This window comes from Bradyrhizobium sp. CCGE-LA001 (assembly GCF_000296215.2).
Taxonomy (GTDB): Bacteria; Pseudomonadota; Alphaproteobacteria; order Rhizobiales; family Xanthobacteraceae; genus Bradyrhizobium.
The window spans coordinates 6,231,565-6,245,204 of the sequence record NZ_CP013949.1 but is presented as its reverse complement, the minus strand read 5'-3'; the positions used below and the strand labels follow the sequence as shown (position 1 = coordinate 6,245,204).

At 56.5% G+C, this 13,640-nt stretch carries 7 protein-coding genes; 4 read left to right on the top strand and 3 right to left on the bottom strand.

Translation table 11 applies throughout. The annotated features are described in order from the left end of the window. Positions 1-21: 21 nt before the first annotated feature. The 4 genes from metE to BCCGELA001_RS29005 all read left to right on the top strand — a co-directional run bounded on the left by metE (position 22) and on the right by BCCGELA001_RS29005 (position 6,842). On the top strand, positions 22-2,364 hold the full coding sequence (gene metE, locus BCCGELA001_RS29020; protein ID WP_060736886.1) for a 5-methyltetrahydropteroyltriglutamate--homocysteine S-methyltransferase: 2,343 nt from the start codon (positions 22-24) through the stop codon (positions 2,362-2,364). Between the two features lie 834 nt (positions 2,365-3,198). Then, on the top strand, positions 3,199-3,978 hold the full coding sequence (locus BCCGELA001_RS29015) for an SDR family NAD(P)-dependent oxidoreductase (RefSeq protein WP_060737907.1): 780 nt from the start codon (positions 3,199-3,201) through the stop codon (positions 3,976-3,978). A gap of 163 nt (positions 3,979-4,141) precedes the next feature. Further along, positions 4,142-5,962, top strand: coding sequence for a nif-specific transcriptional activator NifA (nifA, locus tag BCCGELA001_RS29010; protein ID WP_008558129.1), 1,821 nt, complete (start codon positions 4,142-4,144; stop codon positions 5,960-5,962). A 40-nt stretch (positions 5,963-6,002) separates the two neighbouring features. Then, positions 6,003-6,842: an electron transfer flavoprotein subunit beta/FixA family protein gene (locus BCCGELA001_RS29005; protein WP_060737906.1), complete on the top strand. Its 840-nt coding sequence runs from the start codon at positions 6,003-6,005 to the stop codon at positions 6,840-6,842. A gap of 631 nt (positions 6,843-7,473) precedes the next feature. Here BCCGELA001_RS29005 and BCCGELA001_RS29000 read toward each other — a convergent pair. Genes BCCGELA001_RS29000 through BCCGELA001_RS28990 form a run of 3 tightly spaced genes read right to left on the bottom strand, consistent with a single transcriptional unit; the run spans position 7,474 to position 10,675 of the window. After that, positions 7,474-8,397: an NAD(P)-dependent oxidoreductase gene (locus BCCGELA001_RS29000; RefSeq protein ID WP_063921112.1), complete on the bottom strand. Its 924-nt coding sequence runs from the start codon at positions 8,395-8,397 to the stop codon at positions 7,474-7,476. After that, complete coding sequence (locus tag BCCGELA001_RS28995; RefSeq protein WP_060737905.1) at positions 8,397-9,077, bottom strand: HAD family hydrolase; 681 nt, start codon at positions 9,075-9,077, stop codon at positions 8,397-8,399. Before BCCGELA001_RS28995 ends, BCCGELA001_RS29000 begins: the two co-directional genes overlap by 1 nt. Positions 9,078-9,091: 14 nt before the next feature. Next, positions 9,092-10,675 carry a hypothetical protein gene (locus BCCGELA001_RS28990; RefSeq protein ID WP_236840768.1) on the bottom strand — a complete coding sequence of 528 codons (1,584 nt, stop codon included), beginning with the start codon at positions 10,673-10,675 and terminating at the stop codon, positions 9,092-9,094. Positions 10,676-13,640 lie beyond the last annotated feature (2,965 nt).

Here is a 13,640-nt window from a genome sequence, read left to right as displayed (position 1 = left end):
GCCAACTATGGGGTTGAAGCGGTGTCAAACATTTCACTTCCCGTTGCGACGCTGGGTATGCCACGCATTGGGCCGCGCCGCGAACTCAAATTCGCGCTCGAGAGCTACTGGGCGGGAAAGTCAAGCGAAGCGCAGCTCTTGGAGGCTGCGGCTGGACTTCGCCTCGCCAACTGGGCGCGGCAGAGATCGCTGGGCGCCACCATCATTCCTTCGAATGACTTCTCGCTCTATGACCATGTGCTCGATACCAGTGTGATGGTCGGCGCCATTCCCGACGTTTACGGTTGGGACGCAGGTCCGGTGTCACTCAAGACCTACTTCACCATGGCGCGCGGGGCAGGAGACGGTCAAGATGCGGGCCTCGCGCATGCAGATGATCGACACGGCCCGGCAGCACAGGAAATGACAAAGTGGTTCGACACTAACTATCATTACATGGTGCCGGAATTTCGCAAGGACCAGACCTTCGAGCTTTCCTCTCGTAAGCCGATTGAGGAATATGAGGAGGCAAAAAGCCTTGGATACCAGACGCGCTGCGTGCTGATAGGCCCGGTCACCTTTTTGAAGCTAGGCAAGAGCGCAGATCCCGCATTCAATCCACTGTTGCTGCTGGATCAACTTCTACCGGTCTATGTCGATGTCCTTCGCGAACTGGCCGCGCAAGGTGCTGAATGGGTTCAGCTAGACGAGCCCTGCCTGGTCCTTGACCTCGACGAATCATCCCGCGGGGCGTTGCGGCGGGTCTATGCCCATTTCGCAAAGGCGGTGCCCGGCTTGAAAATCATGCTGGCAACTTACTTCGGGAGCCTCGCAGACAATCTCGATACAGCCTTGGCCCTGCCCATTGCCGGGCTTCACGTTGACCTGGTGCGGGCCTCAGATCAGTTGAACGCAATCACCGAAGTTGCCCGGAGTGATCTCGTTCTCTCACTGGGAGTTATTGATGGGCGCAATGTCTGGCGCTGCAATCTGCAAGAGTTGTTCGACAGGCTGGCGCCCGCTATTGCGAAGCTGGGTCGTGACCGCGTCGAGATAGCCCCGTCGTGTTCGCTGCTTCACATCCCGGTTGACCTGGACCTCGAAAACCATCTCGATCATGATGTAAAGAACTGGCTCGCTTTCTCGGTACAGAAGATCAAGGAGCTTACGACGTTGGGAAGCGCGCTCGCCGGCAATCAAGCTCGTGCATCGCGCCTCCTTGCGGCTTCGAGGCGGGCGGCCGGGGCTCGCCAGAGGTCGTCCAAGATTAACAACCCCAACGTCACCGGGCGCTTGGCTGCGATTGATCAAACAATGCATTGTCGTCGCAGTTCGTACGCAACCCGGACCGAGCTTCAGCGGGCGCGGCTCGCATTGCCAGTATTCCCAACGACGACGATTGGATCGTTCCCGCAGACCGCATACATTCGCAGTGCCCGTGCGTCTCATGCACAGGGAAAGTTGAGTGACGCGCAATACGACCAGCTCCTCAAGGCGGAAACAGCGCGTGCAGTCAGATGGCAGGAAGAAATTGGACTTGACGTGCTCGTGCATGGCGAGTTCGAACGCAATGACATGGTGCAGTATTTCGGGGAGCGGCTGTCCGGATTCGCCTTCACAAAGCACGGTTGGGTGCAATCCTATGGCTCGCGCTGCGTTCGTCCGCCAATTCTGTTTGGGGACGTCTCCCGTCCGAATCCTATGACGGTCGACTGCTGGAGCTATGCGCAGTCACTGACCAAGAAACCGGTCAAGGCGATGTTGACTGGGCCGGTGACCATTCTGAACTGGTCGTTCGTTCGTGAGGATATCTTGCGGAGCGAGGTATGCCTACAGATCGCGCTCGCGATCCAGGACGAGGTCGTCGACCTTCAGAACGCCGGAGCGAAAATAATTCAGATAGACGAGGCAGCGTTGCGTGAGGGATTGCCGCTACGCAAATCACAGTGGAAAAGGTATCTCGATTGGGCTGTGAACGGCTTTCGCATTTGCTCCTCAGTCGCTGCCGACGAAACGCAGATCCATACTCATATGTGCTATTCCGAGTTTAACGATATCATCGATGCTATCGCGGAGATGGATGCAGACGTCATTTCGATCGAGACGTCGCGGTCGAAGATGGAATTGTTAGACGCCTTCAGAAGCCACAAGTACCCAAATCAAATCGGGCCGGGCGTCTATGATATCCATTCACCGCGCGTTCCGGAAACGGCCGAGATGAAAAACCTCATCACGCTGGCGCGCCAACAGCTCTCCGACTGCCAATTGTGGATCAATCCTGATTGCGGTCTGAAAACCCGAAAGTGGGAGGAGGTGCGACCGGCGTTGGTCAACATGGTCGCCGCTGCCCGGGAGCTACGAGCGGCCCTGATCGCGCAACGTTAAACTTTCGTTCGCGAAGAAGACGGCAGTGTTTCGCAATCATTATTCCGCTTGAAGAAGTGAGCCTTCAGAGCAATGGGGCTGGCAGTGTTCGTGGCGTGCAGCGGCGCATCGAGCTGGTCTCGCGCCACAAGATCGGGACTCACGAGACAAGAGCTCGGCGACGGAATGTTCGCGCTGGTGCCTATGCGGACGAACATGCGACGGTAATCCTTCATGGTGATCATATCGTAATAGCCAGCCGCCGGCGCCTGATTGACAACGGTGTCGTCGACTTAGTGGCGGCGCGGTTTAAGTCGCCGCCGGCAAACCCGGCCAGGCTTGTCGCGGCTCGGGACTGCCGCAGTGTGGATGTGTTTGACTGCGTCACTATGCACAATGTGCGAAGTGCAATTGCGCGATCGGCGAAGGAGTGCACATGATGTCAAACACAAGTCACAGACGAATCTAACGTGCGATGCGATTACGTCAGATAGCGATGGTACGATCGCGTGGTTGCGGTCTTCCGGGCGGCTTCGAAAGCAGGCAGAATTGCTGCGCAAATGAGGCGCGTCGCTGTTGAGTCGCAAATCCATGCAATGAGTAGGGGGCAATTCGATCAGCGTCATCTGAGACGCGACGTCGGCTTGTGACGAATATGCATTGTATTGTCGGGAAGCAGACGCGCAATGTATGGAAGCGGGAAACTCTCGCCGAACCCGCCGCTGGATTACTATTCCTAGAGCGGTTTAGCCTCATCGCTGTGGCCCAGTTCCTGCAACGGAGTCTCGGGCCAGGCGAAGAGAGGAGGCGCAGTTGACTCTTGATATACTAAGTAGGGACACCTCGACGAAGGACGTGGACTTCCCGTCTTTAGGCGGTGAAGCCGGTTTCCGCCAGGGTGAACGCAAAACGCTGTTGCTGACTGGAGCGACGCGTGGCATCGGTCGCGCCACCGCAGAGCTGTTTGCGGAAGCTGGCTGGCGCATCATATCGTGCGCGCGCCAACCGCTTGACGAGAAGCGGTGCCCGTGGACCTCAGGACCCGAAGACCATATCCAAGTCGATCTCAGTAACCATCGAATTCTGCCGCGCGCGATTGCCGAGGTGAAGAAGCGCCTCGCAGGTGCGCCCTTGCACGCGCTGATCAACAATGCCGGCGCTTCGCCAAAAGGGCAGAATGGCGCGAGGTTGACCTCCTTGACGACGTCACTTGAAATCTGGATGGAGGTCTTTCACCTCAATATGGTAGCTCCGATCCTGCTTGCGCAGGGAGTTTTTGAGGAGCTAAGAGCCGCGTCAGGATCGATTGTCAATGTGACCTCAATCGCAGGCTCAAGGGTGCACCCATTTGCTGGCAGCGCGTATGCGACTTCGAAGGCGGCGCTCGCATGTCTTACACGGGAAATGGCGCATGATTACGCACCGTATGGAATCCGCGTGAACGCGGTCTCGCCGGGAGAAATCAAGACGGACATGTTGTCGCCAGAAACGGAAGCGCGTCTTTTGCGGAGTATACCATTGAGCCGGTTGGGGACGACTGAAGAGGTCGCCAAGGTCCTCTTCTTCCTTTGCTCGGATGCGGCAAGTTATGTCACGGGCACCGAGGTGCTGATCAACGGGGGACAACATCTGTAGTCGGCTATGCATGACGTTCGCAGTGTGCCGGTAATCAGCCGTCGTGTCCCATTTGCATCACGCGCGTACGAACAAGAACAATTACGGCAACGTAATGCCGTTATGAACGGAAACCTGTTATTCCTATATGTCATCTCGAATTTGGCGCTTAGAGCGAGAAGACATGCAACACGAAGCTTGTAAAGCTGAACAAAGTGCCGGGCAGGGCGATCACGACAAGGGGGACCGCCCTATGCTGCATATTGCGTCCGCACGCGAAGGCGACTGTCCATTGGAGACGGCCGAAACGGTGCACATAGAGTCGTTGCGTGCGAGCGCGCTGACCGGCGTCTATGAGATTACGAAGGTACTTACGGCCCCGTGCCGCCTAGAGATCACGTTGGCCAAGGTCGTCGAACTTCTGCAATCTTTTGTGCAGATGCGACACGGCACTGTCTCGCTCTTGGACGATGATGGAATACCGAAGACTACCGTCGGCGCGGGCTGGACCGATGGCAGTGACGAGCGTTACCGGATGCGCCTGCCGCTGAAGGCAATCGACCATATCGTGGCGACGGATAGGCCGCTCATTGCCGAAAACGTTGCGATTGAGCCGGCCTTTACTGCTGCGGATGTGCATGTGCTCGGTGCGTCGAATGGTGTCGTCGTGTCGTTCATCGGTATTCCCATTCGCATCGATGCGAAAGTCATGGGTGCGTTGACTATCGACCGTATCGTGGACAACAAGTCGAGTGCTCGGCTCGATTATGACGTGCGGCTTCTCACCATGATCGCCGATCTCGTCGGCCAGACAGTTAGGCTGCACCGCTCGTTTACGTGTGACCGCGACCAGGTATTGGCTGAGAGGGGCAGCCAGGAACAGCAATCAATCGAGCACAAGCAGCCTGCGAGGGAGCGCAAAAAAGTTCGCATCCCGGGCATCATTGGCGATAGCCCGCCGCTGCACGCCCTGTTGGAGAAGATCGCGGTTGTCTCCAAATCGAACAGCGCAGTGCTGCTGCGCGGAGAATCCGGAACGGGCAAGGAGCTGGTTGCAAAAGCCATTCACGAACTGTCATCACGTGCAAAGCGGCCCTTCATAAAACTAAATTGCGCTGCGCTCTCCGAGACGGTGTTGGAATCGGAATTGTTCGGTCATGAGAAGGGTGCCTTCACCGGTGCGTTTAGCTCGCGCAAAGGGCGGTTCGAATTGGCTGATAAGGGAACTCTCTTTCTCGATGAAATCGGGGAAATATCACCCTCGTTTCAGGCCAAGTTGCTGCGTGTTTTGCAAGAGCAGGAGTTTGAGCGTGTGGGCAGCAATCAGACGATCAAGGTCGACGTTCGTTTGATTGCCGCGACCAACAAGAACCTTGAGGAGGCCGTGATACGTAATGAGTTCCGCGCCGACCTGTACTACCGCATTAGCGTGGTTCCCTTGCTGCTTCCGCCCTTGCGCGAAAGGCGTGATGATATTGCGCTGCTCGCCGCGGAATTTCTTAAGAAATTCAACCGCGAAAACGGCCGTACGTTGGTCTTCGATTCGAGTGCGATCGTGGTGCTGATGAACTGCGGCTTTCCGGGAAATGTGCGCGAGCTCGAAAATTGCGTCGAACGGACCGCGACGCTGGCGCTCGGGCAATCAATCGTCAAAGGTGATTTTGCGTGCTGCCAAGGTCAATGCCTGTCCGCAAAGCTGTGGAGGAGCAAGCTCCATGAGACAACATTGGTGGGGGAGCTGGATGTACCGGCGCCTACCAAGCCTATCACGGAACCGACTGAAGTTGCTGCACCGGCCGCTCCATACGGAGGCGAGCTGGCTTCCCTCGTGCCTGCCCGCGCAGCTCTCGTAGGTGGTCCCAGGATTGCCGAGCGTGAGCGCGTGGTTGCGGCAATGGAAAGGTCCGGCTGGGTACAGGCAAAGGCAGCGCGTTTGCTTGGAGTGACGCCGCGTCAGATCGGATACGCGCTGAAGAAATACGGGATCGAGATCAAGCGTTTCTAGCTGACGGCTTTGCCCGCTGTTGCAACACATGGAGAAGTACATGCACATCGTCGTCTGCATCAAGCAGGTTCCTGACTCCGCACAGATTCGCGTGCACCCCGTAACCAACACAATCATGCGGCAGGGCGTGCCGACGATCATCAATCCATACGATCTCTTCGCGCTTGAGGCAGCGCTGGAGCTGCGCGACCGGTTCGGCGGCGAAATAACCGTGCTTACAATGGGGCCAATGTCGGCCGAAGACTCTTTACGAAAGGCGCTGACATTCGGAGCCAACCGGGCCATTCTGCTCACCGACCGCCGCTTCGCGGGCTCTGATACTCTGGCAACAACTTACGCGTTGGCAGCCGCGATCCGAAAAATCGCCCATGAATATGGGCCGCCTGACCTAATCTTTACCGGCAAGCAGACTATCGACGGTGACACAGCCCAGGTCGGACCGGGCATTGCGAAACGGCTTGACGTGCTACAGCTGACCTACGTGGCAAAGATCAGAGCGCTGGATCTGATCGCACGTACACTTGAAGCGGAACGGCGGGCTGAAGGCGGCGTCCAGGTTCTGCTGACCAAGCTGCCGTGTCTCATTACCATGCTTGAAGCCACTAACCAGATCCGTCGCGGCTGCATGGCGGATGCGCTGCGAGCCGCCCGCGCGCCAATCTTGAAATGGAGCGCGCAGGACGCCGGGGTCGAGGACCTGTCCAAATGCGGACTCAAGGGGTCACCGACAGTTGTCAAGCGAGTATTCGCTCCCTCGGCGCGTGCTGGGAAAGCGGCGCTGGTGGAGGCTCCCGAGCAGCCCGCGCAAGCCTTGATAAATGCGATCTTTGAGCACCAACCTAAGCTCGAAGCGGAGCTTGCCGCACTCGTCCGTGAGTAATCCAGAGGGACTTTGCGATGAACCAGGCTGCCAGAGCACCCGCACTCACACCCAACTAAGCCGATGCCAGAGTGGCCGTGACCTGAACACGCAAGCCAGATCTACGCGTGGGCTGCGAAATGGAAGTGGGCTGTGCAGTGTACATCGGTCAGCTGCGGTAAGAGGCGCCAAAGATGTCAGTCAACGCGAGGGAAGGCGCAATGTCCGGGCCCGTGGTACGCCAAGACCACGACGGGGCTGATCTATATCAACCTTAGCTCCTGATGTACTCCCGTGACGCTATGTGCCGGTAACGGAAGTCTTATTCTGAGGATCTTGGTTGCCGAACGCATACAATTGCGCGAGTCCCTACACCATGGGCTGCTCAAGTGGTACGTCACTGTGGATTGCTGCTCACGAAAGCAGTCCCGGCGCCCTGCGTGGTGGACGAGGTCGCTGCTTACTTTTGCTCCCGATATCGCGGCGGCCCGCGCGTGGCGGCAAAGTCCGATGGAGTTGCCATGCAATTGCCCGTGCACCGAAGCCGGTCCATGGAGAGAAATAAGGTGCCAGCTCCGCGATCCCCACTTCGTCGGCCGCAGGAAGGTATGGACAACGCGATTAGGGTTCAGGGCTCACTCCGGTCATTGCCCTATGATCCCTTTGCCTCGGAAAGTGCAAGATGAGGCAAGGTCAGTTCACCTTTGCCTTCGGCTACAGAGGTGTGGAACTTTTGCGCGGCGGCAGTCAGAACCGGTATCTTCAACGCCGTCTCGTTTGCCAATCGCACGCCGCACTCGATATCTTTCCGGGCATTTGTAATCGATATTGCCAAAGCATCGGGCGTTTCGCCTAACAAGAAGGCTGCGAAACTTTGGAATATCCCGCTGTTGGTCGCGCCGCGACCGACCAAAGAGCGTAAGGTCGCTAGGTCAACATCGATCGCCTGCGCAAACTGGCAGGCTTCGGCAGCCACTGACGCTATGCCCATCGTCATGCTATTGTAGACAAGCTTGAGCTTATGGCCTTGTCCAACATCACCCACATGGACAATGTTCTCGCAGAATGCGGTAAGAACACGAGCAGCGGCAGGAAACGTGTTCTCATCCGATCCAACGATGGCGTTGAGTTGCCCTCGTTCTGCTTGTTCGGGGCTTCGTGTCACTGGGGCGTCTATGAAGTGTAAGTCATGCTTTTTGGCCTGTTCGGCCAAAGCGAGTGTTGAAGCAGGATAGGACGTCGTGCAGTCAAGTATCAAGCTCTGTCGAGCCAAATGTGCAAATAGCCCATGTTGCCCAAGGCAGACTGCCTCGACCTCGCAGCTTGAGGGCAGCGATAAAACGACGGCACTTACATGCCGAGCTAATTCACAAACTGCGGTGTGCTCATAGGCACCCATAGCGGTCAAGCGGTCCGCGCCAACACGGTTTCTGTTGACTTTGATGTGCAGCTCGGCGCCGTGACGCAAAAGGCTGATCCCCATTCCCGTCCCCATGCGTCCTGCGCCGATCAGGCCAATCCTTTGCTCGGCAGTCCCTGGTGTTGCAGTTGATACGTGAGTCAAGGCGAGCTTCACTATGAGGTTCCCAAGAGACCGCGGTCCTGCAGAATCGGCAGCAGCATATGGTGGTCCTCAACGAGATAATCTGGTTGCGCCAATTTCAACCGGGACTCCGATACACATCCTCCCATAATTGCTATGCTGATCAGTCCAAGATCGCGTGCAATATCCATTTCGACAGGCATGTCCCCGACGATAAAAATTGAGCCTGGCGTCAGATCGTATGCCTGAATATATCGACGAAGCCGCTCCCCTTTGCTCATGCTCTTGAATTGGGTCGCGCGGCTTTCGAACGCCAGAACCTCCGCCACGCAATCGTTGATGCCATGTCTTTGTAATTGGGCTCGAACGGGATCGGCTATATGATTACTGACGATAATGCTAGATATGTCATGTTGACGTGCTGTTTCCAAGATGCATCTCGCGCCGTCGCGTAAAGCGGCCTTGTTCGCGAGCGGTTCATAGACGTCATGAAAGATTGCACTACTATCACTATCGATCGTCTCGATATCCCCTTCCGACAATCCGAGACTACGGTAGAAAACGGAAAGTGGAACATCGAATCGGTCCCGAAAAGTCTGCATATCGATAGCAGCGCGGTCGAAGCGGCCAAGTATGATGTTCGTGGTTTGCAGCAAGACGTCGGCATCGTCGAGGAGCGTACCGTTCCAATCAAATACAAGAGCAGGTTTCATCGCGACCTCATTCACTAGGCGTGTCCGTAAAGGTGATCGGCAAGCAATCGGTTCAGGTTTTCGTTTGCGCGTTTTTGCCCCGCGGGAGTCGGCATCTCGAACGTAAACGCAGATAGATCTATTCCATCGTGGCCCTGCGGCAGCAGTGAGAGGAGAGCTTCGAAGGGCAGATACGTGACAGTGGCAGCCTTGATCGACAGAGCAATTCCGCGCTGGATTACCTCGAGCGTTTGCGGCGGGATCCGATGAAAGCGCAAGCTTTCCTTCCGCGCCTCGGATGGTAGAGTTTTCCATATGTTCCAGAACGCGAGCTCGTCTATGGTCTCTATACCCATGCCATAGTAATTCGGCGCGACGATAGGCGGCGAGCCGATAGCCCAATGCACAGCCTTGGCGCCGGCCCCAAGGAGCATTTCCGTGACTGCCCGGCTTGTGTCGCCCCGAATGAGGGCTTCATCCGCTACGATGATGATTCTATCTGTGACGTCTTTTCCGTTGAGGCGGTACTTTTGCGAGATGAGCGATTTGCGCTGGCCGAGGTCGCCGATAAGCGTGCGCTGAGAATGGCTTATTCCGATAACTTCGACTCGTTCGATCAGGTCAGCTTGCTGTTTGAGCAGGCACGCAAATAAACCGTCCGCATACGGTGCTCCTGTGCGTGGCATGGAAGCAACGATTATAGGAGCGGAGCCTGTTCCGATTGTTATTCTCGGCCAGAGAACGCGACCTAAGCTCATCCCAATATTACGACGAGTTGTCAGATTGGATTGACCGCGTACCAACGTTCTTGCGTTTGCCAGATAGAGCGTTTCGTAGGCGCAAAGCTTTGGCTCACGTTGCGCGCCGCCCACAAAGCGGTCTAGGCAATCACCCGTTCTGCCGTTCACATGCTTGATGTGACTGGGCCGGACCTCGTCGATCTGGCCTTTCAGTCCGGAAAATGCACTATTTTCCGAGGCAAAAAGCAGAAAGCCGTCTTCGGTTTGCATGAATTCCAAAGGCCGCAAACCGCTGCTATTGCGGAAGGCGGTCAGATTTCCCAAGCCGTCCAGCAAGAGTGCGCTGACAGCTCCGTCAACGAGGCCGTTGAGTTCTTGAAAGACTTTCTCGTAATCAACGGCCAGAAAGTGCTGCCAGTAATCTCTCTGACAGATGCGCTCTATGAGCCTGAGCAAGACCTCAGTATCCAACTTGCTGTTAAGCTGATGGCCCTCCGCGCGCAGTTCTTCCCTTAGTTCATTAGCGTTGACCAAAGCCCCGTTGAAACAAACTGCCAAATGGCGGAAGCCGATCTTGTTATTGTCAAGCGGCTGCAACTCAGCGTAACTATTTCCTGTGGAAGAAGGGGTGCGAATGTGTGCAATCGCTACACTCGGTCTGAAAGGCGCATCCTGCTCATCATGATCAATCCCCGCCAGGTTACGTGGGAGACGATAGGACTTCGCATATCGAAAGCCTCCTTCATGCATGAACGCGGCGACCCCGAACCCGGCCTGTCCTCGGTTCTCTAGCTTCGGCACCATGTGCTTGAGCTGATCGTAGACGGTCGCTTTTGAGCGGCTTGAAGGCAGCACAAATGCGCCTGCAACACCGGACATGCTATGTCTCCTTGGATATATGTATGGATGCTGCCGTTGCGGCTTATTTCAACTCTGCTTTGTTGCACACATTCATCTGGAACCAGACGTCGACGCTGAAGTAATGCACTCGACTTGGCGAACCACATGGACTGAGCCTGGGTAAGCAAGGCTCATACCAACGTCCCTTATGGCGCGTGAGGCTCCTTCACAGATGGGCTGAAGAACCGCTCTCATCTGGACTGCTGAACTTGTGCGATGGCGTTGGTCGCGGAAGTTGCGTCCTGACGAGAAGGGATAGTAGAATAACCGTGTCGTATAGCCTGAAGCCAACATCGCCGTGTGCGACTCGTGGCGGAGCGGGCGCGCCAAAGCAGGGCCGGTTGGCGAGCCAGAGGCCACATGCCCCCACCCGACATGCATCTTGACTGAACTGCTACGACGTCAAGTATCTAAGCAGGCCTGGCCGGCTTCGCTGGACAGCTTTAAGCAGCGCTCCTCCACCCCCTGAGCCTGAAAAGGTGTTTTGGTCATATCCGGAGCGTTGTGAGAACGCTTGACATGGACGCCTGCCTTTAGATGGTGCTCGACGCCCTCGACTTTGAACATCGATGCTGTCGGCACGGAGTCATAAGTGTTTGAGAACTCGCCTTTTTGCCGCGAGAAGATGCTTATCAAGCGTTGTATGCAGCGTATCGCGCAGATCCGGAGGGATTGAGCTATCTGTATCGATCACCTCTCGAAATTTCCGAATAATGTGGTCTATCTCTGCCATAGTCGCGAGTGCTTCTTCCATTGGTGGCGTAGTCATGTTCATTCCTGATGCGTAGCGAGCATGATGTGGAGACCTAATAATCGGCCGTCTCTCGATGATCGTGGGGTGCCCCCAACACGTCCGTGGCTGCCCTTGTTCGGCAGGAAGGTCGCGCGCGTACCTTGCTCGGCCACGGCATGCCAGCTCCCGCTACGATGAAGTAGGCGCATGTCGAGACGGGTCGACGCATCACTGCCTTTATCGACGATGGCAACGGGGTCGGGTGGCGCACTGTATCGGTCCATTGTGCTCCTCCTTGCGCAGACAGCGCTGACTACTTGTTCGACGGCTCCGCCACGGAAGGGTATCGCTCTCAATCATCCCCTGATCTGCGAGGAGCGCGCCTGGACCGACACCATGTACCGGAGGCGGTCGCCGTTCATCGTGCGCAGCGCATGTGGCAACTTTGCTAAGGGTCGCTTCGAGGGCGTTCATTGTTCTGCGCGGCGAATTGAAGGTTCCGCTTCCTAGTGCCGCTTCATCCTCTAGCTCACCCCATTGTCCGTGCTCCCGTACTCTATCCGCGAACTCTGCTGATAACCTTCTCAAGATCTCGCTCCTACAGGTGCACTCTGACTCGACGGTTGCGGAGCGTCGGCTCCATCTGGTGCTAAGCCGGCGCACTATAGCAGTTCGGCATCCCAAAGTTGACGTCTGCGCGGCGCCAACTTTCGCTCGCGATCTTACAACCTCACGCGACGCAAGGTTCAAGCCTTCCTTGGCGCGATCCTGCCAAGAAGAACGTGACTTTGCTCGATATCAATTCTGGCGGAGGGACTGCAATTCATGCTGCATTGTCCTTCAAATGGCCAGGCCTGCTTCGGCACGCCGCACGCAGACGGAGCCTTTTGACGGTTTTCTCCTCGTGGCCGTCTGGACTGTGCCGGGCGGCAGAGATGTGTAGAAGGACCCGTCTAGCGTAGGAAGGTTGGATTGGCTTTTTATCGCTCCGCTCGTCAAGAGTCTTGATATGGGGTCAGCGAGAACGCTGGCCCCCATCTAGGGCTCGGAAGCGCCGTATGGCAGCCTAGCGGGCCTGCAGGATCGCTCGCTCTCACTTGGTGTCGGACTTTCCTCTGGCACTATCGCGGGCGGATATGACGTAGCGACATTGATGACTTAGGGCTGCCTGCTTGGCTCGGAGACACGATGTGATCGCAGTGGGATCCGGGATGTGGTTGCTACACAGGCGAAAGACGTCCTGTATACAAGCGTCCTTCTCCGCTTCCGTCGGCGGCTGATCTCCCGCAGCGGCCACTTCGGGTCCCAAAGATGCGGTTGCGGCGCTTACAACAAAGACGATTGCATAGCAGAGAGTTTTCGGAAGAAAATGCCAGTGCAGTTTCTGTGTGAGAGTCATGATATCCCCTTAAGGACTCGGTTGGCAGTATGAGTGATCCTAGGCCGAGCGCGATCCACGCTGTCGACCAGAGAAACAGGCCGGAACGCCCATTGCGTTAGTGGCGGAGAGCGGCAGGCGCGACACGCCCGCGGTTGCGAAGCACCTCGCCGACCGGCGGTCCTCGGTTCGGACTCCGAGGGAACAACAACTGAAGGCGCTGGGATGAACGAAGGTGCCGCGGCAGATGGCAAAATCCGACTAGTCAACATCCCCGTGGCTGGACCCCGGGTCTGGTAGCGCACAGAGGTCTCGTTTGATGCGTTCCCGCTAGCGCGCCTTTGAGCAGAAGCGAGATTGGAGGTTGAGAGGAAGGTGCCTCGTTGTTGAAAGTGCTGACTATGATGCGAGCTCAGTGGGGGATTCCGGTAGCCTCGTGTGTGCCGTAATCCGAACGGATAGGTCACACGAGCGTGCTTTCGCCCCAGTGCCTGACCCACTGAGCTTTGTCGGATGAGTGTAGAGGGTGAGGCATGCGCTGTTCTCATTAGCTCTCAGGGAGGTCTAGAGTGTCGGTGAGGCACCACTTGCGATGAACCTACAATCTAACGCTACGTGCGATTCAAGCCCTTTTGTAATCCGATGTCTGAATTAGTACATTTGAGTGATCGAACCGAGAAGGGAGTGTGTCTGCGCTGGACCATTTCACCTCGTTGTGGATGAAATGTGCTATGTCGGACTATGCGTCGGGCGCACTTGCCCATTTCCTACGGAAAAGATCGTGATGTTCTCGGAATCGTCGCGAGATGCACATAGCGTCAATGTTTGATCAG

Bases quoted from the DNA above. Each gene is read 5' to 3' on its own strand.
- nifA (WP_008558129.1), top strand. From the start codon at position 4,142: ATGCAACACGAAGCTTGTAAAGCTGAACAAAGTGCCGGGCAGGGCGAT.
- BCCGELA001_RS29005 (WP_060737906.1), top strand. From the start codon at position 6,003: ATGCACATCGTCGTCTGCATCAAGCAGGTTCCTGACTCCGCACAGATT.
- BCCGELA001_RS28995 (WP_060737905.1), bottom strand. From the start codon at position 9,077: ATGAAACCTGCTCTTGTATTTGATTGGAACGGTACGCTCCTCGACGAT.
- BCCGELA001_RS28990 (WP_236840768.1), bottom strand. From the start codon at position 10,675: ATGTCCGGTGTTGCAGGCGCATTTGTGCTGCCTTCAAGCCGCTCAAAA.